Source organism: Mesorhizobium sp. M7A.F.Ca.US.008.03.1.1 (genome assembly GCF_003997495.1).
GTDB lineage: Bacteria > Pseudomonadota > Alphaproteobacteria > Rhizobiales > Rhizobiaceae > Mesorhizobium.
Window position 1 is genome coordinate 49,009 of sequence record NZ_RZRU01000028.1, and the last position, 22,813, is coordinate 71,821.

Annotated in this window: 16 protein-coding genes; 10 read left to right on the forward strand and 6 right to left on the reverse strand. The window is 63.4% G+C overall.

Going from position 1 to position 22,813, the window contains the following annotated elements; all coding sequences use genetic code 11:
- Positions 1 to 184: 184 nt before the first annotated feature.
- A complete protein-coding gene (gltX, locus tag EOA16_RS28435; RefSeq protein WP_127261109.1) occupies positions 185 to 1,558 on the forward strand; it encodes a glutamate--tRNA ligase in 1,374 nt (457 codons plus the stop codon).
- Here gltX and EOA16_RS28440 read toward each other — a convergent pair.
- The 3 genes from EOA16_RS28440 to EOA16_RS28450 form a co-directional block, all read right to left on the reverse strand.
- On the reverse strand, positions 1,476 to 2,690 hold the full coding sequence (locus tag EOA16_RS28440; protein WP_127261110.1) for a DUF2865 domain-containing protein: 1,215 nt from the start codon (positions 2,688 to 2,690) through the stop codon (positions 1,476 to 1,478). The genes gltX and EOA16_RS28440 overlap by 83 nt on opposite strands.
- A gap of 90 nt (positions 2,691 to 2,780) precedes the next feature.
- Positions 2,781 to 5,105: an NADP-dependent malic enzyme gene (locus tag EOA16_RS28445; protein WP_127261111.1), complete on the reverse strand. Its 2,325-nt coding sequence runs from the start codon at positions 5,103 to 5,105 to the stop codon at positions 2,781 to 2,783.
- Positions 5,106 to 5,282: 177 nt separating this feature from the next.
- Complete coding sequence (locus tag EOA16_RS28450) at positions 5,283 to 6,062, reverse strand: SDR family oxidoreductase (protein ID WP_127261112.1); 780 nt, start codon at positions 6,060 to 6,062, stop codon at positions 5,283 to 5,285.
- 119 nt (positions 6,063 to 6,181) lie between these two features.
- Here EOA16_RS28450 and EOA16_RS28455 point away from each other — a divergent pair, with 119 nt between their 5' ends.
- Positions 6,182 to 6,997, forward strand: a complete 816-nt coding sequence (locus tag EOA16_RS28455; protein WP_127261113.1) for a UDP-2,3-diacylglucosamine diphosphatase — start codon at positions 6,182 to 6,184, stop codon at positions 6,995 to 6,997.
- Positions 6,998 to 7,121: 124 nt separating this feature from the next.
- On the forward strand, positions 7,122 to 8,336 hold the full coding sequence (locus EOA16_RS28460; protein WP_127261114.1) for an MFS transporter: 1,215 nt from the start codon (positions 7,122 to 7,124) through the stop codon (positions 8,334 to 8,336).
- On the opposite strand, the gene dgcA is transcribed toward EOA16_RS28460, so the two are convergent.
- Positions 8,307 to 9,290 carry an N-acetyl-D-Glu racemase DgcA gene (gene dgcA, locus EOA16_RS28465; RefSeq protein WP_127261115.1) on the reverse strand — a complete coding sequence of 328 codons (984 nt, stop codon included), beginning with the start codon at positions 9,288 to 9,290 and terminating at the stop codon, positions 8,307 to 8,309. The two genes, EOA16_RS28460 and dgcA, sit on opposite strands and share 30 nt — an antisense overlap.
- 76 nt (positions 9,291 to 9,366) lie before the next feature.
- On the opposite strand from dgcA, the gene EOA16_RS28470 reads away from it, so the two are divergent.
- From EOA16_RS28470 to EOA16_RS28485, 4 genes are read left to right on the forward strand one after another with little or no spacing between them, the layout of a single operon-like run.
- Positions 9,367 to 10,554, forward strand: coding sequence for an ABC transporter permease (locus EOA16_RS28470; RefSeq protein WP_127261116.1), 1,188 nt, complete (start codon positions 9,367 to 9,369; stop codon positions 10,552 to 10,554).
- Between the two features lies 1 nt (position 10,555).
- Entirely contained in the window at positions 10,556 to 11,377 is an 822-nt protein-coding gene (locus tag EOA16_RS28475) for an ABC transporter ATP-binding protein (RefSeq protein WP_127261117.1), read from the forward strand.
- Between the two features lie 14 nt (positions 11,378 to 11,391).
- On the forward strand, positions 11,392 to 12,765 hold the full coding sequence (locus EOA16_RS28480) for an MlaD family protein (protein WP_127261118.1): 1,374 nt from the start codon (positions 11,392 to 11,394) through the stop codon (positions 12,763 to 12,765).
- Positions 12,746 to 13,453, forward strand: a complete 708-nt coding sequence (locus EOA16_RS28485) for an ABC-type transport auxiliary lipoprotein family protein (RefSeq protein WP_127261119.1) — start codon at positions 12,746 to 12,748, stop codon at positions 13,451 to 13,453. The genes EOA16_RS28480 and EOA16_RS28485 overlap by 20 nt, the downstream gene beginning before the upstream one ends.
- A gap of 52 nt (positions 13,454 to 13,505) precedes the next feature.
- Here EOA16_RS28485 and EOA16_RS28490 read toward each other — a convergent pair whose 3' ends face one another.
- Complete coding sequence (locus tag EOA16_RS28490; RefSeq protein ID WP_127261120.1) at positions 13,506 to 14,120, reverse strand: 3'-5' exonuclease; 615 nt, start codon at positions 14,118 to 14,120, stop codon at positions 13,506 to 13,508.
- A gap of 187 nt (positions 14,121 to 14,307) precedes the next feature.
- Entirely contained in the window at positions 14,308 to 20,616 is a 6,309-nt protein-coding gene (locus tag EOA16_RS28495; protein ID WP_127261121.1) for a kinesin, read from the reverse strand.
- A gap of 272 nt (positions 20,617 to 20,888) precedes the next feature.
- Between EOA16_RS28495 and EOA16_RS28500 the strand changes: the two genes are divergently transcribed.
- The 3 genes from EOA16_RS28500 (at position 20,889) to EOA16_RS28510 (ending at position 22,812) form a co-directional block, all read left to right on the forward strand.
- Positions 20,889 to 21,257 carry an Hpt domain-containing protein gene (locus EOA16_RS28500; RefSeq protein ID WP_023813039.1) on the forward strand — a complete coding sequence of 123 codons (369 nt, stop codon included), beginning with the start codon at positions 20,889 to 20,891 and terminating at the stop codon, positions 21,255 to 21,257.
- A 111-nt stretch (positions 21,258 to 21,368) separates the two neighbouring features.
- Positions 21,369 to 21,689: a 2Fe-2S iron-sulfur cluster-binding protein gene (locus tag EOA16_RS28505; protein ID WP_127261122.1), complete on the forward strand. Its 321-nt coding sequence runs from the start codon at positions 21,369 to 21,371 to the stop codon at positions 21,687 to 21,689.
- 94 nt (positions 21,690 to 21,783) lie between these two features.
- On the forward strand, positions 21,784 to 22,812 hold the full coding sequence (locus tag EOA16_RS28510; protein ID WP_127261123.1) for an NAD(P)/FAD-dependent oxidoreductase: 1,029 nt from the start codon (positions 21,784 to 21,786) through the stop codon (positions 22,810 to 22,812).
- Position 22,813: the final 1 nt, after the last annotated feature.

Genomic DNA, 22,813 nt, shown 5'->3' on the forward strand with positions numbered 1-22,813 from the left:
TGCCTTCAAACGATCGTCGGCCGCAGCGGCTGGCTGCGCTCGGTTACAAAGGCCACCTGCGGACTGCGCGCTTCCTGAGGCGTCCACCGCCCGGTCTTTTCATTCCAGCCGCCATGTTCTATGTCTGCCGGGCAGCGCGGGGGCGCGTCTTGTCAATCGTAAAAGCATCCGGTACGCCCCGCTCATGACAGTTACCGTTCGTTTCGCCCCTTCGCCGACCGGCCGCATCCATATCGGCAATGCGCGCACTGCTCTGTTCAACTGGCTGTTCGCCATGAACAACAAGGGCCGCTTCATCCAGCGCTTCGACGACACCGATATTGCGCGCTCGAAGCAGGAGTTTTCCGACGCCATCCTGTACGACCTGCATTGGTTGGGCATTTTTCCCGACGCCACCGAGTACCAGTCGCGGCGCTTCGAAATCTATGATGCGGCGGTCGAGAGGCTGAAGGCGGCAGGCGTTCTCTATGCCTGCTACGAAACGCCGGAAGAACTCGATCTCAGGCGCAAGGTGCGGCGCACGCGCGGCCTGCCGCCGGTCTATGGCCGGGAGGCATTGACCCTGACGCACGAGCAGATCGCCGAACACCAGGCCGATGGCCGCCGGCCGCACTGGCGTTTTCTCCTCCCCAATTTCTCAGGCGATCCACAACAGCCGGAACGCACCGAAATCCACTGGAACGACCTGGTGCGCGGTGAGGAAACCGTCGATCTGGCCTCGCTTTCCGACCCGGTCCTGGTGCGCGAGGACGGCACCTATCTCTATACGCTGCCTTCCGTGGTCGACGACATCGAGATGGGCGTCAGCCATGTCATCCGCGGCGACGACCATGTCACCAACACCGGCGTGCAGATCGCCTTGTTCCAGGCGCTGGCTGCCGAGCCGCCGGTGTTCGGCCACCATAATCTCCTGACCACCGCATCGGGCGAAGGCTTGTCGAAGCGCACCGGCGCGCTCTCCATCGAAAGCCTGCGCGAGGACGGCATCGAGCCTATGGCAGTGGCCTCGCTGGCCGTGCTGGTCGGCACTTCGGAGAATGTCGCGGCGATGCCGACGATGGGCGAACTCGCCGAACGCTTCGATCCGGCGGCGACATCGAAATCCGCGGCCAAGTTCGATCCCGACGAGCTGTTCGTGCTCAACCGGTCGCTGCTACACCACATGCCGTTCACCGAGGCACAAGACCGTCTGATCGTGCTCGGCGTCTCCGGCGAGCAGGCCGAACCGTTCTGGCTGGCGGTGCGCGGCAATCTCGACAGGCTGGCCGATGCGGTCGACTGGTGGCGCATCCTGCGCGAAGGACCGCAGGAGAGGCCGGAATTTTCCGATGACGACCGCGATTTCCTTCAGCAGGCCTTCGACCTGCTGCCGGAGGAACCCTGGAGCGCGACGATCTGGAAGGACTGGACGGGCAAGATCAGGGAAGCGACCGGCCGCAAGGGCAAGGCGTTGTTCATGCCGCTCAGGACAGCCCTTACCGGACTGCCTTCGGGGCCGGAGCTTGCAGATCTATTGCCGCTGATGGGTCGGGAAGGAACGTTGGCCCGACGACCCTGACCTTGCGCTGTTCCGGCGGCAAGGCTGATATCGGCGACGTCACCGGCTTGGCGGAAAGCCGCTTGATCGCCTCACGGTCGAGCCCACCTTCCAGATTGGCCAGCGTTTCGGGATCGGCGCCCGGATCAGGTTTTGCAACCGGGACTGGAATGAATGGTGACGCGTCTGTCTCGGGCTGCGATTGCTCCGGATTCGGCGGGTTGCCCGCAATGATCTGGAAGCCCTGCGCAGCGGCATTGCAGCCGCAGGCCGGTGGCCGCGACATGTCGGGCTGCTTGTAGAGATAGGCGGTCGGCAATTCGCTGTAGGGCCGGCCGGTGACAGATGACGTCATTGAGGCCGTATCGTCGCCCATGCCGCGCGAATAGAAAACCTGCATCTCGGTGCCGGGGCAGCTCGATTCGCAATTCTTCTGGTCGCGTTCGAAATCGCCTGCCGAGGCTGAGTTCGACATCGGGAAGAAGTAGCCGTCGCAGGTGCGCACACAAGACGTGTGGAATTCGCCGCCGACGCTCGGAAAATCCGGTAGGCCGGGCTGGTTGAGCACACGACGGACATTGCGCTCCTCGCCGGGATCGCCGGGCTGGTTGGGCTCATCAAGCATATCGAGTTGCTGGCTGTTGCCGCCAAAAAGCTGATCGAACAGGTTTGCGCTGCCGCCGTCGCGGTTCGCTTCCTGCAAAGGCGCACGCCGAGGCGCAACGGTGTCGTCGCGGCAGCCATTGGCGTCGAGCGCCGCCAGGATGCGTCCGCGATCGCGGCGAGAGCCACCGCCAGCCAGCCGCTCGCGCTTGTTTTGCAAGGCGTCGAGATTGGCATTCATGCGGTCGATCGTGGCGTTGAGCCCGGCGCATTGATTGAGGTTGCGGCCAAACAGCGAAAAACCGCACCCGGCCCGGCTCGCCTGACTGCGCGCTTTCGAAATCTGCTCATGTTGCCTGGCAATTGCGGAATCGTACTTCCGGACGAGCGTCGGACCGCCACCGCCGCCGCGCGAGGACGCGGCAAGATCGGCTTCCAACTGGCGGCAGACGCGCGAAGCAGCCTGTGGTTCGGCTACTCCCCAGGTTGCGGACAACAGGAGGCCGAGCAGCACGGCAGCATGCGCCTGCTTCCACCCTCCGCTTGCCATCCGCCCAAACTCCGCCTGCCCAAATCCCGCCCGTTGGCCCGCAAGGCTACCGTGTTCGCGGTTAATCGCAGTTTACCGCGAAATCCGTGTTCAGCCCAGATTGACGACCGCTTGTGCCTTGTGGGCGGCTTCGACCACGGCAAGCGCCGTCATGTTGACGACGCCGCGCGAGGTCACCGACGGCGTCAATATATGCGCCGGCATGTCGGTGCCGAGCAGGATCGGCCCAACATGCAGCGCGTCCATCATGGTCCTGAGCGCGGTCAGCGTGATGTTGGCCGAATCGAGGTTGGGGAACACCAGCAGATTGGCCTCGCCCTTCAGCCGCGAATGCGGATAGACGCGCTGACGCAGATGCTCTGATAACGCCGAGTCCGCATGCATCTCGCCATCGCATTCAAGGTCAGGCGCGATGCGCGCCAGGATCGCCGCTGCTTGCCGCATCTTCAGCGCACTCGGCGAATCGCGCGAGCCGAAATCCGAGTGCGACAGCAGTGCTGCCTTCGGCTCTATGCCGAAGCGCTGGATTTCTTCCGCCGCCAGCACCGTCATCTCGGCGATCTCCTCGGCCGTCGGGTCGACGGAGACGTGCGTGTCGGTCAGGAAGATGATGCCGCGCTGCGAGATCAGCATCGAGAGCGTTGACAGGTCGTGGTCCTTGACGCCGGAGCGCGGGCCGATGATCAAGGTGACGTTGCGCAGATGCCGCTCGAAGCGGCCTTCGAGGCCGCAGACCATGGCATCCGCATCGCCGCGCTTGAGCGCCAGGGCCGCGATCACCGTGTTGTCGGTGCGCACCATGGTGCGCGCGGCCTCCGTCGTCACGCCACGCCGGCCGGCGAGTTCGATCAAAAGGTCGACATAGTGGCGGTAGCGCGGATCGTCTTCCGGGTTGATCAGCCTGAAATCGACCCCGGGCTTGATACGCAGCCCGTAGCGCTTCAAGCGCACTTCGATGACGTGCGGGCGGCCGATCAGGATCGGCTCGGCAATGCCTTCCTCGAGCACGACCTGTGCGGCGCGCAGCACGCGTTCGTCCTCGCCATCGGCATAGATAACGCGCTTGGCGCTCGATGCCTTGGCGGATGAGAACACCGGCTTCATCACCAGGCCGGAGCGGAAGACAAAGCGGTTGAGCTTGTCGATATAGGCGGCGAAGTCGGTGATCGGCCGCGTCGCGACCCCGGTGTCGCAGGCTGCCTTGGCGACCGCCGGTGCGATTCGCAGGATGAGGCGCGGATCGAAGGGCGAGGGGATCAGGAACTCCGGTCCGAAGATCGGCGTCTCGCCGGAATAGGCGCGAGCCGCGACATCGGATGGCTCTTCGCGTGCCAGCGCTGCGATTGCCCGCACCGCCGCCATCTTCATCTCCTCATTGATGGCGCTGGCGCCGCAGTCGAGCGCACCGCGAAAGATGTAAGGAAAACACAGTACATTGTTGACCTGATTGGGAAAATCGGAACGGCCGGTGCAGATCATCGCATCGGGACGCGCCGCACGCGCTATTTCCGGCATGATTTCCGGGTTGGGGTTGGCCAGTGCCAGGATCAGCGGTTTTGGCGCCATGTGCTGGAGCAGTTCCGGCTTCAGCACGCCTGCCGCCGAGAGGCCGAGGAAGACGTCGGCGCCTGAGATGACGTCGGCCAGCGTGCGCGCCTCGGTGTCCTTCACATAAGGGTCTTTCCAGCGATCCATCTCGTCGGTGCGGCCCTTGTAGGCGACGCCGAAACGGTCGGTGACCCAGATGTTTTCGACCCGCGCGCCGAGCGAGACCAGCAGGTTGAGGCAGGCAAGGGCGGCAGCGCCGGCGCCGGAAGTGACGATCTTTATGTCCGATATGGTCTTGCCGGCGAATTCCAACCCATTGAGCACGGCGGCGGCGACGATGATGGCGGTGCCGTGCTGATCGTCGTGGAACACCGGTATGCCCATGCGGGCCTTCAACTGCTCCTCGACCTCGAAGCACTCCGGCGCCTTGATGTCCTCGAGGTTGATGCCGCCGAAGGTCGGCTCCAGCGCCGAGATCGTCTCGACCATGCGCTCGATGCCGGGCGCGTCGATCTCGATGTCGAAGACGTCGATACCGGCGAACTTCTTGAACAGGACGGCCTTGCCTTCCATGACCGGTTTGGAGGCCAGCGGGCCGATATTGCCGAGGCCGAGCACGGCCGATCCGTTGGTGACGACACCGACCAGATTGGCGCGCGCGGTGTAGTCGGCGGCGGTCGCCGGATCGTCGCGGATTTCCAGGCAAGGGGCGGCGACACCCGGCGAATAGGCGAGCGCAAGGTCGCGCTGATTGCCGAGCGGCTTGGTCGCCTGGATCTCGAGTTTTCCCGGCCTTGGGTGCTTGTGGAAGTAGAGGGCGGCTTCGTCGAGGTCCGAACGTGCCGTCTTTTTGCTCTCGCCTTCCATGCGGCCGCTCCCTCGAAATCTGGCTGGAGATTCCCTTTTAGCATGCAGCCGTGGTTTTTCGCGACGCTAATTGACGCGCCGGCAGCGTTACCCGGCGGCGCGTCGAAAGTCATGATTTATCAAAAGCTTACGCCGATTTTATAGCAGATGGCTCCTGCCGTTTGGCGGGTGCGTCGATCAAAAAGCGCTGACGTAGAGACCACCGTCGACCGGTATGTTCTGCCCGGTCAGATATCCGGCATGGACCGAGCACAGGAAGGCGCAGATCTGGCCGAATTCCTCCGGCGTGCCGAGCCGCTTGGCCGGAACATCGGCACTGATGCGTGTCTTGCGCGCGGCTGCGGCCTCAGGGCTTTCGACGGTGCCGGCTTCATGCGGGCCGCGCAGACGGTCGGTGTCGAGCTTGCCCGGCAAAAGACTGTTGATGGTGACGTTGCGGTCGATCACCGTGCGCGCCACGCCGGCAAGGAACGAGGTCAGGCCGGCGCGCGCGCCGGACGACAGGTCGAGGCCGGGAATGGGCACATAGACCGACAGCGAGGTGATGTTGACGATACGGCCGAAGCCGCGTGCCGCCATGCCGTCGAGGACAGCCTGGACCAGCTCGATCGGCGTCACCATGTTCTGGGTAACGCCTTCGAGGATCTTTTCGCGGTCAAGCGTGCGGAAATCGCGAAGCGGCGGGCCGCCATTGTTGTTGACGAGGATGTCCGGCTCGGGGCAAGCCGCGAGCAGCGCCTTCTGCACCTCCGGCTTCGAGACGTCGCCGACGACTTCCGTCACCGTGACGCCATATCGCTCGCGCAACTCCGCAGCGGTTTTCGCCACCAGCTCCGCGTTGCGGCCGTTGACGACGATATCGCAGCCGGCTTCCGCCAGCGCCATGGCGCAACCGCGCCCAAGTCCCTTGCTCGAAGCGCAGACGATGGCCTTCTTTCCGCGGATACCGAGATCCATGACGATTTCTCCTGTGATTTGGCCGGCAAGCTAGTCCTTCGGCTGGACCAATCGCAACCGTCATACGGTTGTTGCATGAATCGGGGCATAGCCTGCGCGAAAGCAAGGGTGAAATCGCGATGTCCGGCCAAGAGCCCCGCACTTTCCGCAGCATGTTCATCTCCGACGTCCATCTGGGCTCGAAGGCGGCCAAGGCCGAATTCCTGATCGACTTCCTTCGACATCACGATGCCGATATCATCTATCTGGTGGGTGACATCGTCGACGGCTGGCGGCTGCGGCGGAGCTGGCACTGGCCGCAAAGCCACAATGACGTCGTGCAGAAGTTGCTGCGCAAGGCGCGCAAGGGCGCCAACATCACCTACATCGCCGGCAACCATGATGAATTCGCCCGCCAGTTCCAGGGCGTGCATTTCGGCGGCATCGTCGTTGCCGATCGCGCCATCCACGAGACTGCCGACGGCAAGCGGCTGCTCGTCATCCATGGCGACCAGTTCGATACCGTCGTCCACAATGCGCGCTGGCTCGCCTATCTCGGCGACCACGCCTATGACGCGGCCATGCTGGTCAACCGCGTGGTGACGCGGCTGCGCCAGTTGCTCGGCCTGCCGTATTGGTCGTTTTCGTCCTGGGCCAAGCACAACGTCAAGAAGGCGGTGAACTTCATCGGCTCGTTCCAGACCATGCTTGCGGACGAGGCGCGCCGCTCGCATGTCGATGGCGTCATCTGCGGTCACATCCATCATGCCGTCATCGAGAATTTCGGCGATGTCCAATACATCAACACCGGCGACTGGGTGGAAAGCTGCACGGCTGTGGTCGAGCACTTTGACGGCCGCATGGAAATCCTGACCTGGGCGCAGGTGCTGCCCGAAGCGCCGGACGAGCCCTTTATCCCGCTGCTCATAGAGGACCGGGTAGGGCACGCGGCATAGTCCGAAGTCTTTTCGCGCTTCGGAATCAATCAATTAGTCCAACCGGTTTCGTCCGGTTTTCGTCCATGTTAAGGGATCGATACGCGTTGCCGTCCGGCCGAGCGCAACGTGATTGGATCGATTCATGTCCCTGCCGCCGCTGTCGCCCGAACAACTCGTCAAGCCGCGCCATTTCGAACTGCGCATGAGCCTGATCTTCGCGACGCTATTCGTGTCGCAAGGCACGCATCTGCCCTATTTTCCGCTCTGGCTGCAGGCGAAGGGCTTCGGCGCCGAACAGATCGCCGTGATCCTTGCCGCACCGATGTTCTTGCGCGTCGTGTCGACGCCTATGCTAACGGCATATGCCGACCGGGCGAAGGATCGCGCCAACGTCTATATCGCGCTGGTCGCGGCAACGATGGCCATTTCGGCCGGCTATTTCCTGCCAGCGACTTACGCGATCGTGCTGGCCGTATCTCTGCTTTTGACGATCGTCTGGACACCGCATTCGCCAATGGCCGATTCGCTAGCGTTGTCCGGGGTGCGCCGCTTCGGCTCGAATTACACCGCTATGCGCAAATGGGGCTCGATCTCTTATTTCTGCGCCAATGTTGTGGGCGGCTTCATCCTGGCGGCGGCCGGAGCCAAAGCTGTGCCGATAATCATATTCGTGGCGCTTGCCGCAGCGCTTGTCGCAGCCCTGTTTGCGCCGCGAATGGGGCGGCCGCGCAAGGCCTCGCCGCTGTCGGCCGCAGAAATCCAGCACGCCGCGCCTAGCCTGTTCAATGCCTATTTCCTCTACTTCACCTTAGGCGTCGGCATCATTACCGCCAGCCACGCCTTTCTCTACGGCTTCGTCTCCATCTACTGGAAATCGATCGGCATCAGCGATTCCGTCGTCGGCCTGCTGTGGGCCTGGGGCGTGGTGTGCGAAGTCGGCATGTTTTTGTTTTTCAATCGCATTTTCGCCTCCGTGTCCGTCGTCAAAGTGATGGTGATCGCTGGCATCGGTTCGATAGTTCGCTGGATCATCTTTCCACTGGTATGGCCGCTCGGTCTTGGCATTCCGGGCTTCTTCGCCGTGCAGTCGCTGCATTCGGTGTCTGTCGCACTGGTGCTGATCGGCCTGCAGAAAATGATCGCCGAGACCGTCTCCGAAGAGCGCACCGGTGCTGCGCAAGGCATCGCCTATTTCTTCAACGGCTTCTTCATGGCCGCCGTTACGCTTGCTTCCGGCCCGCTCTATGACCGTCTCGGCGTCGATGGGTTCCTTGTGATGATTCCGATCGCTATCGTCGGCCTCGTGCTGATCGGCCTTGCAGCGCGCTCAGCCCCACAGCGCCACATCGGGCGGTGATACCAGCGATCCCCGGTAGACGAGACCAGGCACACGGTCGCGGGCGAGCAGCAGCGGACCGTCGAGGTCGACGAAATCGGCATCCTGAGCAAGCAGCACCGCTGGCGCCATCGCCAACGACGTACCGACCATGCAGCCGACCATCACGCCGAAACCGAGTTCGCGGGCGCGATCGCGCAGCACCAAGGCCGCCGTCAGGCCGCCCGACTTGTCGAGCTTGATGTTGACAGCATCGTAGAGGCCGACAAGTACTTCGAGATTTTTCGCCTCGTGCACGCTTTCATCGGCGCAGATCGGCACGGGATGCGCGATATGGCGCAAGATCTCGTCATGACCGGCCGGCAGCGGCTGCTCGATCAGCGCGATGCCCTGTTCGGCGGAGAATGCAAGGTTTGCAACGATGTTGTCGTCGCTCCAGCCCTCATTGGCGTCGAGGATGATGCGGCTGTCGGGTGCCGCTTGCCTGACCGCGCGGATGCGGGCGATGTCGTTGTCGCCGCCGATCTTGACCTTGAGCAGCGGCCGCGCCGCGTTGGCGCGGGCTTGCGCCGCCATCGCCTCCGGCTCGCCCAGCGACAGCGTGTAGGCGGTTTCAAGCGCCCGTGGTGGTGCGGCGCCGATGCTGGATGCCACCGGTTCGCCGCTCAGCTTGGCTTCGAGGTCCCACAGGGCGCAGTCGATGGCGTTGCGGGCAGCTCCTGCCGGCATGGCATCGAGCAAGGCGCTGCGGCTGATGCCGCCGGCGATCCGGCCGCGCATGGCCTCGATCGCGTCGCGGACCCCATCCAAGGTCTCGCCATAGCGCTTGTAGGGAACGCACTCGCCACGGCCGGCGTGGCCGCCCTCGCTGATCGTGCAGGAGATCACTTCGGCTTCGGTCTTGGAGCCGCGCGAAATGGTGAAGGTTCCGGCGATTGGAAAGCGCTCGGCCTCGACCGAAATGACACGCGCCATATTTTTCTGCTCCTGCTATGCGACAAGCGTGGTCGGCAAATCGACAGGTCAGACCCGTCAGGCTAAACAGGACGCCATGTTGACCATCGGCAAGCGCGACGCAAGCGGCACGACTGCAGGGGAGGCTGACCACGAACCGCGCGTGGCGGTCGGCGAGGAGGACGGCGTTCTTGGCTGCGCTTTCTCCGGAATCTGGACGACACGGACGGTCGCGCTGATCGACGCCGAAATGCGCAAGATCGAAAAGCGAAGCGGCTTCAAAACCTTGGCGCTCGATGTTTCCAAGATCGAGAAAATGGACACCGCCGGCGCCTGGCTGATCGACCGGCTGGTCAGCGCCTTCGAGAAGAAGGGCGTCGAGATCCAGATGCAAGGCCAGAGCGAGATCGCTTCGATCCTGCTCGAAGCTGTCGGCGAGGCCGTGCGGCGCGAACCCGAATCCGGCCCGGCGCGACCGCCCAACATCGTCATTCGCGCGCTGGAGGCGGTTGGCCGCCGGGTCTACGAGATGCGCGACGATTTTCTCGCCTCGATGAACATTCTCGGCGCCACCATCCGTGGCGCGCAGATGAAGCTCGGCCGTGGCCATGCCGTCAACCCGGCGGCGATTTTCAACCAGATCGACCGCATGGGCGTCGGCGCCATTCCGGTGGTGGTGCTGATGTCGGCGATCGTCGGCGCCATCGTTGCCCAGCAAGGCGCCTACCAGCTCAGCTATTTCGGTGCCGATATCTTCGTCGTCGACCTGGTCGGCGTGCTGATCCTGCGCGAACTCGGCGTGCTGATGACGGCGATCATGATCGCCGGCCGCTCGGGCAGCGCGATCACCGCCGAGATCGGCTCGATGAAGATGCGCGAGGAGGTCGACGCGCTGAAGGTCATCGGGCTCAATCCCATCGGTGTCCTGGTCTTTCCGCGCCTTGTGGCGCTGGTCATCGCCTTGCCATGCCTGACCATCATCGCCAATTTCGCCGCACTCGGCGGCGGCATCCTGGCCGCGTGGCTCTATTCCGACATTCCACCCGCTGCTTTCATCGACCGGCTGCGCGTCGCCATCGATCTCAGCACCATCTTTGCCGGCCTGATCAAGGCGCCGTTCATGGCCATGATCATCGGCACGATTGCCTCGGTCGAAGGCATGAAGGTCGGTGGCAGCGCCGAATCGCTGGGCCAGCATGTTACCGCCTCGGTGGTGAAGTCGATCTTCGTCGTCATCATCCTCGACGGACTTTTCGCCATGTTCTACGCAGCGATCGAGTTCTGAGATGCAGCTGCGAAACAGGAAAAGGGCAGGTGCACTGGCTGATGACGCGGGCGAGGGCGACATCGTGCTTTCCGCGCACGACATCAGCGTTTCCTTTGCCGACAAGCTTATCCTCGACGGGCTGTCGCTCGACATAAGGCGCGGCGAAATCCTTGGATTTGTGGGCGCCTCGGGTGCTGGCAAATCCGTTCTGCTGCGCACCATTCTCGGCCTGACGCGCAAGCAGTCGGGCACGATCAAGCTGTTCGGCGTCGATATCGAGAAGGCGAGTGACATCGAGCGCCTTCGCATCGACATGCGGCTCGGCGTGCTGTTCCAGCACGGCGCCCTGTTTTCGGCGCTGACGGTGCTGGAAAACGTCCAGGTGCCGATGCGCGAATATCTCGATCTGCCGCGAAAGCTGATGGACGAACTGGCATTGCTCAAGATCGAGCTGGTCGGGCTGCCGCCCGATGCGGCGCAGAAATTCCCGTCCGAACTGTCCGGTGGCATGATCAAGCGCGCCGCGCTGGCTCGGGCGCTGGCGCTCGACCCCGACATCGTCTTCCTCGACGAGCCGACGTCGGGCCTCGATCCGATCAGCGCGGCGGAGTTCGACGAGCTGGTGGTCAAGCTGCGCGATACGATGGACCTGACCGTATATATGGTGACGCATGATCTCGACACGCTTTTCACCGCTTGCGACCGGGTGGCCGTGCTCGGCAAGAAGAAAGTGCTGGTCGAAGGCACCATCGACGACATGCTGAAGAGCGAGGAGCCGTGGGTAAAGTCCTATTTCCGCGGAAAACGCGCCCGGCAACTTGATCTTGCGGCGCGCGCATAGCCATAAGTGGGACAATGGAAACCAGAGCCAATTACGTCATTGTCGGCATTTTCACGCTGGCCGCGATCCTGGCGGCGTTTGCCTTCGTCTATTGGACGGCGGCGATCGGCGACAAGGGTGAGACGACGTTGCTGCGCGTGCGCATTCCGGGCTCGGCGTCCGGGCTTGGCCGCGGCAGTTTCGTGCTGTTCAACGGCGTCAAGGTCGGTGATGTCAGGCGCGTCTATATCGATGTCGACAATCCGACGGTTGCCATCGCCGATACCGAGATCGATCGCATGACGCCGATCACCAAATCGACGCAGGCCGATATCGGGCTTGCCGGCCTGACCGGGCAGGCCAACATCGAGCTCAAGGGCGCCGATCCAAAGGAGGTAAAGCTCCTCGACCAGGCGGAAAAGGAAGGCAAGGTTGCCGAGATCGTCGCCAACCCGTCGGCGGTGACCAACCTATTGCAGACGGCGCAGAATATCTTCACCCGCGCCGACAAGGTGCTGACCGAGCTCGAAGGCTTCACCAAGGACGTTCGCGGGCCGCTGACGCAGACCGTCCAGAACGTCCAGACCTTCTCCGATGCGCTGGCCAAGAATTCGGACGGCATCGACAAGTTCCTGTCCGCCGCCAGCACGCTGGCCGATGAGTTGAAAGGCGTTTCCGGCAAACTCGACGGCACGCTGAAGGCGGCCGAAGGCCTTCTCAACGCCGTCGACAAGGACAAGATCAAGAGCATCGTCGCCAATGTCGACGCGGTAACCGGTAACCTCAAGGAGACGTCGAAGCAGCTCGACGGGGTGATCAAGAACGTCGATACAGCCGTGGGGTCGGTCAACGATTTCGCCAAACGGACGCAAGGCACGCTGGCCAAGGTCGACAACGTGCTCGACGGTATCGATCCCGCACAAGTGCGCTCGGCGCTCGCCAACATCCAGAAGGCCAGCGAGAGCGCCGACAAGGCCGCCGCCGACATCGCGGAGGTGACACACAAGTTCGCCAACCGGGCCGACGACATCGACCAGACGATCAAGGACGCAAAGCAGCTTGCGCAACGGCTCAACGATGCCTCGGTGCGGGTCGATGGCATTCTTGCCAAGGTCGATACCTTGCTCGGGTCGGGGCAGGCTGACGGCGTGATGGCGGATGCCAGGGCGACGCTGAAGTCGTTCAAGCAGGTTGCCGACACGCTGAATGCCCGCCTTGGCGTCATCACCGACAATCTGGCGCGATTCTCGGGCCAGGGGCTTTCGAATGTCGAGGCACTGGTGCAGGACAGCCGCCGTTCGATCAGCCGCATCGAAGAGGCGGTAACCGATCTCAGCCGCAATCCGCAGCGTATCCTTTCGGGTGGCGATGGCGAGGTTCGGCAATTCGATGGCAGGGCGCGGCGTTGACTTCGACGTCGGCGCGCCCCAGAAACATGAGCCGCGAAATCGGGTCGATCTTACGGTCCGGGGACAACGGGGATCGCGCGTGAAGTCTGTGTGGGTGAAAACGGGCGGGTTGACATCGGCTGCGGCACTGCTTGCCTTGACGCTCGCAGGCTGCGCGGCGTTGGGCGGCAAGCCCGCGCCGCTCGATACGTTTGAGCTGTCGGCGCCTTCGGTCGACGCGCATGGCCACAGCCGCAAGCAGATCCTGATCGCCCAGCCCTCGGCGCTCAAGGCTCTGGACAGCCAGAACATCGTCATCAAGCCGTCGGATCGCTCGATCCAGTATCTCAAGGGCGCGCAATGGGCCGACCGGCTGCCGCTGATCGTGCAGGCGCGGCTGGCCGAGACGTTCCAGCGCTCGGGCAGCTTTGCCGGCGTCGGCAAGCCGGGCGAGGGCCTGGCGATCGACTATCAGGTGATCGTGGAGATCCGCTCCTTCGAGGTGCGCGTCGACGGCGGCGAGCATGCCGAGGTCGATCTGTTCGTGCGGATCCTGAACGATCGCAACGGCGAGGTCCGTGCTTCCAAGAGCTTCACCGCAGCCGCACCCGTCTCGGGAAGTGGTAATCCTGCTTATGTCACCGCGCTCGACAAGGCGTTCGGCGACGCCGCCGGGCAGATCGTGCGCTGGACGGATTCGGTGATCTGAGCGCGGGGCACGCCGGAATCCCACCAAGCTTCATCCCATCAGGCTTTTCTACCTACAAGCGGTCGAAGATCTCCGGCCGGAGCTTTCCGGTCTTCATCAGGTGCTGCAGGGTATAGGTCACGGACAGCGCGTCATCGAGCGCGTCGTGCCCCTGCAATGGCGGGTGCTCTACACCGTAGTAATCGGCGAGCTTATTGCTCGGCGTTCTCGCCAGATCCTCGATCGGCATTCCGGCTGCGATCAGCAGCTTGACGGCGTTGTCAAACCGGGTGGCCGGAATCGAAGGCTGAATGCCCGCGACATAGCAGCTGATGGCGATCATGTTCAACTCGTCCTTGCCCCAGGACCACAATCGCGACCCGTCGGAAAAACGATCGACGTCGGCGAGCGCATCTCCTAGCGCCATCCCTTCGGCCTCCAGATCTTCCTCGGTGATGCCGGTCAGTCTGGTGAAGAACGGGTCGAGGGCGTATCTCTGACCAAACCGGTCGACCGGTCTGATATAGGCCTTGTGTGTCCCCAGCAGGGGGAAGTCGCCTTCAAGTCCAAGCCTGACGGCGCCGATCTGTGCGATCACCGGGTCAGGATCGTGGGCCGCGCACCAGAATCTGCGTTGCGAGCCCTCAAGGCAAAGAAACTCGCAGTCGAATATGATTGCCGTCTTCACGATCACACCCTTTGAGCGTCAGGGCAGCGGGTATTGTCGGTGGATTTCAGTGCGATCGGAAATCCGACTTCGGCGAGTCCCGAACGCGTCGATCGGCTTGCAAAACTCGCTGCGGGCAGGTTCGGCGCGTGCCGGAGGTTCAGCGCAGTCACAGGCGGGACCATGGCCCCGCCTGTTCAATTCTGTCTTAGTGCAGGCGGCCGCTGGCGTGGGCCAGCATGGTGTAGACCTTGCCGGTGTCCGAGGTCAGGTAGGTCTGCGCCATGATGTTGTCGCGGTCGTTGCGCGAGACATCCTTGAGCAGCTTCTCGAAATCGTCGCAGTAGCGGTCGACAGCGGCGCGGAACTCGGCCTCGGCCTGATACTTGCGACGGATCTCGTCGAACGTCTGCTGGCCCTTCAGCGTGTAGAGTCGCCTCGTGAACACGTCACGCTCGCCACGCCGGTAGCGGTTCCACAGCTCGATCGAAGCATCGTGGTCGATGGCCCGCGCGATATCGACGGAGAGCGAGTTCAGCGATTCGACGACATGCAGGGGCGAGCGCTGGGCAGAGGTAGCGCGCGGCGCTTCCGCCGGCGCCGTGGGAGCTGCCGACCTGAGGTCCTCATCATTCGATGCCGCGGTCAGAAGATCGCGCACCCAGCCGCCCTGCGGCGTTCGGGCGTTGGCATCGCCGCGCGGACGCGGTGCCGCCTCGGCAGGCCGCTCAAGGTCAAGCGTGCCGCGCAATGCAGGGCCGCCCAAGGGCGCCTGAGGCGTGCGCAGCTCCGGCTGTGGTGCCGGTGCGCGGCGCGGCGGCTCGGCAGCGCGTGCGGCCGGCGCTTGCGGCGCCGGACGCAGATTGCGTGGCTCGGACCCATCGGCGCCGCGGCCGGACTTGGCCACGATGTCCGAAAGCTCCTTCAGGGCATTGATCTGTTCGGAAACAGCGCGGCGGATGGCCGAGGTCGATTCCTTGGCCTCTTCCGGCATCTCGATGACGCCCTTCTTGAGCTCGGCGCGGGTAAGGTCGAGCTCGCTCTTGATCGAGCCCGCGGTGCGCCGCATCTCCTCGGTCGCATCAGCGAAGCGCTTGGTTGCCGAATCGACGACGTCGGTGATGGCAATGCGGATCTTGTCGGCCGATTCCATCGTCTTGCCTTCGGCGTTCTGCAGCGTCTGGCCGACGAGATTTTCGAACGAGCGCATGACCCTTTCGAGATCTTCCGACTTCTTGACCAAGCCGACGGCGAGATCTTCGAGCGACGACTGCCGTTCGAGCGTGTGCTCGAGGTTGCTCTGGGCCGAGCTCAACAGGTCCGAAGCGCTGGACAGCAGGCGGCTGTGCTCGTCGAACTTGGTGGCGATCGACGCGACCTCGCGCAAGGTGGACGACGACAGTTCCGTCAGCCTTGTCGTGTTCGAATCGACCAGTCGCGCCGAGCTGGCAAAGGTCTGCGCGGCCTTCTCGGTGGTGGCGGCGAAGCTTTGCGTGCTGCCGCTGAGGCGTTCATCGACCTGGCCGAGATTGACCGCGGCCTGCTCGATCAGCTGACCGAGCTGCGAGCTGGACTTGGTCATCCGGCCGATGAGGTCGGCGACGCTGTCGGACAGCGACGAGCGCGCGCCTTCGACCGCCGACAAGGTTTCGGCGGTGCGGCTGGCGAGAGCGTCGACAAGTGCGGCATTCTCGCTGCGCAGCTTTTCGGTGGCGCGTTCGGTGACCTCTTCCATGCTCTTTTGCAGTTCCGAGCCGCCCTGGGCGAAGCGCTCGACCAAAGGCCGTGCGGTTTCGTCGAGGATCTTCGACATTTCGGCCGAACGCGCCGCGAGCATGGTGTTGAGTTCGCGGGTGTTGGCGCCGATCGTCTTGGCGGCATCGTTGGTGCTCTGGCCGATATGCTGGCCAACCGCGGTGAAGGTCTCCGCGATCACGTTGGCGCGCGAGACGAGTTGCGCCTCGGCATTCGACACCTGCTCGTTGAGCTTCTGGCCCATCGTCTCGGCCGTGTAGGCGAGGCGGTTCTCGACGCTTGAGACCTGCTCTTCGACGCGGGCGGCGGCAGCTGCCGCGCTCGATGCGAGCCGCTCGTCGGCGCCGGCAAGCGCCTGCTCGATTTCGCGGGCATGCACGGCCATTTCCTGGCCGGTCCGCCGTGCACGTTCGGCGACCCTTTGCTCGGTATCGGCAAAGGCGCCGACAATGGTCTCGGCATGCTCGCCAATCGTGGATGTGCTGTTGGCGATGCGCGATACCAGACGCTGATCGGCGTCGTCGAAGATGCGGCCGATTTCGGAGGCACGGCTCGACAGCGCTTCCGAACCTTCGGCGATGCGCGAGACGAGTTGCTGGTCGGCGGCATCGAAGATGCGGCCAAGGTCCGATGCGCGTGCGGCAAGCGCTTCGGCCGATTCGCCGATGCGCATACCGAGCCGCTGGTCGGCGCCTTCGAAGTTACGCAGGATGTCGCCGGCGCGCGCGGCCAGCGACTGGGCCGTTTCGATGGCACGAGCAACCAGCTTCTGGTCTGCTGCATCGAACGTACCGGCGATCTCGCTTGCACGGGCCGCCAGATGGTCGGCGGTGTCCTGGGCCCGGGCGGTCAGTTGATCGGCGGTTTCCTGGGCGCGGGCGGCGAGCTTCTGGTCAGCCGCTTCGAAGGTGCCGGCGATCTGGCTTGCGCGAGCAGCCAGCTGATCGGCGGTTTCATGGGCACGGGCCAGCAGCGAGCTGGACGTGTCGTCCGCGCGGGCAAGCAAGGCGTTCGAGGTGTCTTCCGCACGGGCGTGCAGGCGACGGTCTGCATCCTCGAAGGTGCGGGCGATGTCTTCGGCCCGCGCCAGCAGGGCGGCGGACGTCTGCTCGGCGCGCTCGGCGATCTTGCGGTCGGCGTCGCTGAACGCGGCACCGGCCTGCTCGTGCAGGGTGCTGGTGACTTCCAGCACCTTCTCGCGCAGGGCGCCGGCGACAAACACGGCGCTCTTCTCGAGCACGGCACGGACGTTGTCGACACCTGTCGAGAGCGCACGCTCCATGGTGCCGGCGCGCTCCTCGATGATGCCGGTCTGACGGCTGAACGCCTGCTCGATCTTCTCGACATCGGCAGCGATCGCGTCGGAAATGCCGGTGCTCCTGGCGGCGATCTGATCGATATGGCCCGACAGCGAGCGGTCGACGTCCTTGCGGGTCTCGGCGAGCTTGCCGAGATCGTCTTCCAGCGCGCGGGTCAGCATATTGCGGCCTTCGGACAGCTTGCCGACATGTCCGGCGATGACGTCGTCGATATCGCTGCGGCTTTCGGTCAGCTTCTGCAGGTCAGCTTCGAGAGCGCGTTTGAGAATGTCGCGGCCCTCGGCCAGTTTCTCGACCTGGCCTGCGACCAGCCCGTCGATGCTGGAGCGGCTTTCGGCCAGCTTGGCGAGATCGGCTTCCAGCGCGCGCTTGAGAACATCGCGGCCTTCGGCGAGCTTCTCGACCTGGCCGGCGACCAGCCCGTCGATGCTGGAGCGGCTCTCGGCCAGCTTGGCGAGATCGTCCTCAAGCGCCTTCGACAGGGTCGAGCGCTCCTGGACAAGCCTTTCCGCGTGGCTGTTGACGAGGCCACCGACGTTTTCCAGATCGGCCTCAAGTGACCTCGACAGGGTTGAACGATCCTGGGCGAGCCGTTCGGAATGGCTGTTGATCAGGCCGTTGACGCTTTCGAGATCAGCCTCGAGCGCCCGGGCGAACTGCGCCCGGTCATCGACCAGTTTCTGCGACTGGTCGGCAATGGTGCCCTTGATCGCATTGAGGTCGGATTCCAGAGCGCGCCGCAGGATATCTCGACCCTCGGACAGCTTCTCGACCTGACCCGCAACCAGTCCGTCGATGCTGGAGCGGCTGTCGGCCAGCTTGGCGAGGTCGTCCTCAAGGGCTTTGGATAGAGCCGAGCGATCCTGAACCAGCTTGTTCATGTGGTCGGCGATGACGCTGTTCACATTCTGCAAGTCGGTTTCCAGGAGCCGCGAAAGCTGCCCGCGATCCTCGGCCAGCTTTTCCGACTGGCTCGATATCACGCCCTTGATCGTGTTCAGGTCGGATTCCAGCGCGCGCTTGAGAATGTCGCGGCCTTCCGCCAGCTTCTCGACCTGACCGGCGACCAGACCGTCGATGCTCGAACGGCTGTCGGCCAGCTTGGCAAGGTCGGCTTCAAGGGTCTGCGACAGCAGGCTGCGGTCCTCGGCCAATCGTCCCGAGTGGCTTTCGATCAGGCCGCGTATTCCGGACAGATCATTGTCGAGCGAATGGGAAAGCTGCGTACGGTCCTCCGCCAGTTTGGCGGAATGGGTTTCGATGAGGCTCTTGATGCCGACGATGTCGTTTTCCAACGCCTTGGCGAGCACGGCGCGGCCTTCGGCGATCTTTTCCACCTGACCGGCGACCAGACCGTCGATGTCGGCGCGGCTGTCGGACAGTTTGCCGAGATCGGCTTCCAAAGCGCGCGACAGAATGTTGCGGCCCTCGGCGAGCTTGCCGACGTGGCCTGCGACCATTTCATCAATGATCGTACGGGCTTGCACCAATTTCCCGGAGTCTTCGTTCAAGGCAGTAGAAAGCCTGTTGCGGCCTTCTTCCAGCCTTTCGAGATGGCTGCCGAGCGATGCATCGATGGCTGCCCGCGATTCATTGACCTTGCGCAGGTCCTCTTCGAGAGCGCGCGAGATCAGGCTGCGGCCTTCGGCCAGCTTCTGCACCTGGTTGGTCACCGCCGCATCGATACCGGCGCGGCCCTCGGCGAACTTCGCCAGGTCGGCCTCCATGGCCGCGGCCATGCGCTCGCGGCTTTCGGACAGTTTCCTGCTGTGGTTCTCGACAGCTTCCTCGATGCCGACGCGGGCGTCGGCGAGCCGCTGGATGTCACTGTCGAACGAACGCGACACGACGTGACGGGCGGCTTCCATGCGCCCGGCGAAGTCGCTGGCGCGGGCTTCGAGCATGGAGGAGGTCGAGGTGACGATGTCGGCCATGTCGGCGCCGATCTGGGTCTTGCCCTGATCGATCATTGCCGACAGCGTGTCCTTGCTCTCGGCGAAGGTGTGGGCGATTTCGCGGGCGCGCTCGACCAGCGTCTCGTTGATCTGGCGGGCGCGCGCCTCGAGTGCCGCATTGAGCTTCTGCGTTCCGGTGTCCAGCGCCTCGGCGCGGGTCTGGAATTCGCTGATCAGCGCCTGGCCGCGTTCGGCGAGCGTGCGCTCGATGCCGTTGAGGCTGGCCTCGAATTCGGAATTGAGGGTGCGCGCGGCACCGCCAAGCAGCGACACCATGCCGGTGGTGCGATCGTCGAGCAGATCGGTCAACGACCGCGTCAGGCCGTCCGTGGTGTCCGTCAGCTTGGCAATGCGGGTGTCGAGAAGGCTGGCGAAGGCCTCGCCCGAGGTCGACAGCCGGTCGGTGATCGAATCGAGCCGGCCTTCGACCGAATCGAAGATCGACATCGAGCTTTCGTTGATGCGGTCGATGAGCGTGTCGCCGGAATTGGTGATCGTCATCGACAATTTGGTCGATGCATTGAGGATCGAGTCGCGGATGATGTCGGAGGCGGCGCCGATCTCGTCCTTCAGCGTCTCATGCGCGCCGGTGATCGAGGCGCGGACGCGCTCGGCATGGGTGACGACAGCTTCGCGCTCGCTGCCGAGCCCGTCGACCAGCGAGCGGATGCGGGATTCATTCTCGGAATAGGAGCGTTCGATCTGGTTGACTTCGCTGTGGACCAGCGTTTCCAGTTCGACGGCGCGGGCAAGCGTGCGTTCGATGCCTTCGCCCATTGCCGCGACCTCGCGACGAACGGCCTGGCCGATCATCATGACGCGATCCTGGGCAAGGTTTTCCGGTTCGGTCAGGCGGAAGGCCACTTCGGTCATCGACTGTGCGGCGATGCGCATTTCCTGGGCGCGGCGAATCATGGCGGCGAAGGCCCAGAACAGGATGACGGGCACGATCGCCGCGACGGCGAGGCCGATCAGCTCCGGACGGGCAAGGAACTGGTCGAGCGTACGGATTCTCCAGATGCTCGGTCCGAAAAGCAGATTGGCCAAACCACCGGCACCGGCGAACCAGGCGAGCGAAACGAAGGCGACGACCCAGTAAATGGTGTTCGAGGCACGCCTGTTGAGGCTGTGCAGGAGCGTCTTGTAGTCCTTCTGTCGATCGTCATTGGCCGGCGCGAAGCCCGCGGGCTGGGCGCCATTGCGCGGTTCCACGGGGCGCAATTCGGCAGGCTTGGCCTTGGGCGCGGGTTTCGCGGTGTGGTTCTGATTGACCACGGGCTCCGGGTTCTGTTCCGGCTTATTATTGCGTCCCTCGCGCGCCAGCTCGTCAGCCGCCTGGGATATCTGCGCTTCCAGATCCTCCATCGAAGCCGCGATGTCGAGGTCGCCGCTGCCGATCTCGTTGCTGAGGTCGAGATCGAGCGCCTTTTCCAGTTCCCTGGCCACTTCGCTGTCGAGAGTTCTCGTCGTCGTTGGTTTCTTTGCCATGCCTTCGCTACCCTGTACTAGCTGCCGCGGGCTTATAATTCTGTTTGTCGTACCACGCGCAGGAGGCTGAAAATGGACCCCTCGTATCGTAATGACACAGGGGGGTAAAGAAAACATGCATTCCGCGGGATACGTAAAACTTTAAATATAAGGTTAACGGAACTGTGATTTGGGCGCCGCTTTGGCAACATTTTTTCCGGCCATTCATTAACCCGTTGTCCATTGGATTCGCCTAGGTTTTCGGGCGAATCGAAGAAGCGGAGTTCGAGTTCATGCGTGGCGAAAGCGGCATTGCCTTCTCAATGCCCGGGGGCGACGTATCCGGACCAAGGCGGTCACGGCCGGTCGATTTGGCACACCTTGCCCGCCAGACGATGGGTGACCGCAGCCTCGAGCAGGAGGTGCTGGCGCTGTTTGTACAGCAGGCGCTGTCTGTGCGCGACAGAATAGTCGACGCCGACATCAAGGACCGTCTTCTGCTCGCCCATGGGTTAAAGGGTTCGGCACGGGGCGTCGGCGCCTTTGCCATCGCCGATTGCGCCACCGAGATCGAGCACCGGCCGGAAGACGGCCAGACGCTCAAGCGGCTTGGCACGCTGATCGACGAAGTGCGCGATTTCATCGCCGCCATCAACCGCTGAATCCGCGCCGAACCCGATTTTCGGAAAAACGTCATCGGGCGGCGCTTTCATGCGGCAGTTGACTTGTCAGCCGGAGTGATTATCTCGGCTGGAACTCCCTTCAGGTGACAAATGACCAAGCTGACTTTCATTGCCCATGACGGCACGCATTTCGACATGGACGCCGAGAACGGCTCTACGGTCATGGAGAACGCGATCCGCAACGCAGTGCCCGGGATCGAGGCCGAATGCGGCGGCGCCTGCGCCTGTGCCACCTGTCACGTCTATGTCGACGAAACCTGGACGGCTGAAGTCGGCGAGCCGGAAGCGATGGAAGAGGACATGCTGGACTTCGCCTACGACGTCCAGCCCAACTCGCGCCTGTCATGCCAGATCAAGGTCCGCGATGCGCTTGACGGTCTGGTTGTGCGGGTGCCTGCCCGCCAGGGATAAGCGCGGTATCTTTGCCAACTGATTTTTCCCGCTGTGGCTTGGCAGCGGAGCGATGGTCATGCAGTGTCCTGCTGTTTCTCAGCGAGGCACAGGCATGACAGACATCATCAGGACAGACGTGCTTATTGTCGGGGCAGGGCCGGTCGGCCTGTTTGCCGTGTTCGAACTCGGCCTGTTCGACATGAAGTGCCACCTGATCGACATTCTCGATCGGCCGGGCGGCCAATGCGCGGAACTCTATCCGGAAAAGCCGATCTACGACATTCCAGGCTGGCCTTCGATCTCGGCGCAGGGGCTGGTCGACAAATTGCTCGAGCAGATCGCGCCGTTCAAGCCTGATTTCAGCTACAACCGAATGGTTTCCAGCCTGGAAAAACTGGAGGACTGCAGTTTTCGCGTCACCACCGACGAAAACGAGGTGTTCGAGGCCAAGGTGGTGGTGATTGCCGCCGGCGGCGGCTCTTTCCAGCCCAAGCGTCCGCCGATCCCCGGCATAGAGCCCTATGAAGGCAAGAGTGTCTTCTATTCGGTGCGTCGGATGGAGGATTTTCGCGGCCATGACCTCGTTATTGTCGGCGGCGGCGACTCGGCACTCGACTGGACGCTGAACCTGCAGCCGGTGGCAAAGAGCGTGACGCTGGTGCACCGGCGGCCCGAGTTCCGTGCCGCCCCCGACAGCGTCAACAAGATGTATGCCATGCAGGAGATGAAGCAGCTGGAGTTCCAGGTCGGGCAGGTGACCGGATTGACCGGTGCCGACGGCCAGCTGTCATCGGCCACCATCAAGGGACCGGACGGCGACGTCGAGGTGCCTTGCACGCGCATGCTGCCGTTCTTCGGCCTTACCATGAAGCTCGGACCGATCGCGGAGTGGGGTCTCAATCTTCACGAGAACCTTATTCCGGTCGATACGGAGAAGTTCCAGACATCGGTGCCTGGCATCTTCGCGGTCGGCGACATCAACTGGTACCCGGGCAAGCTGAAGCTGATCCTGTCGGGTTTCCACGAAGTGGCGCTGATGGCGCAGGCCGCCAAGCGCATCATCAGCCCCGGCGAGCGCATCGTTTTCCAGTACACGACCTCCTCGACCAGCCTGCAGAAGAAGCTCGGCGTCTCCGGCTGAA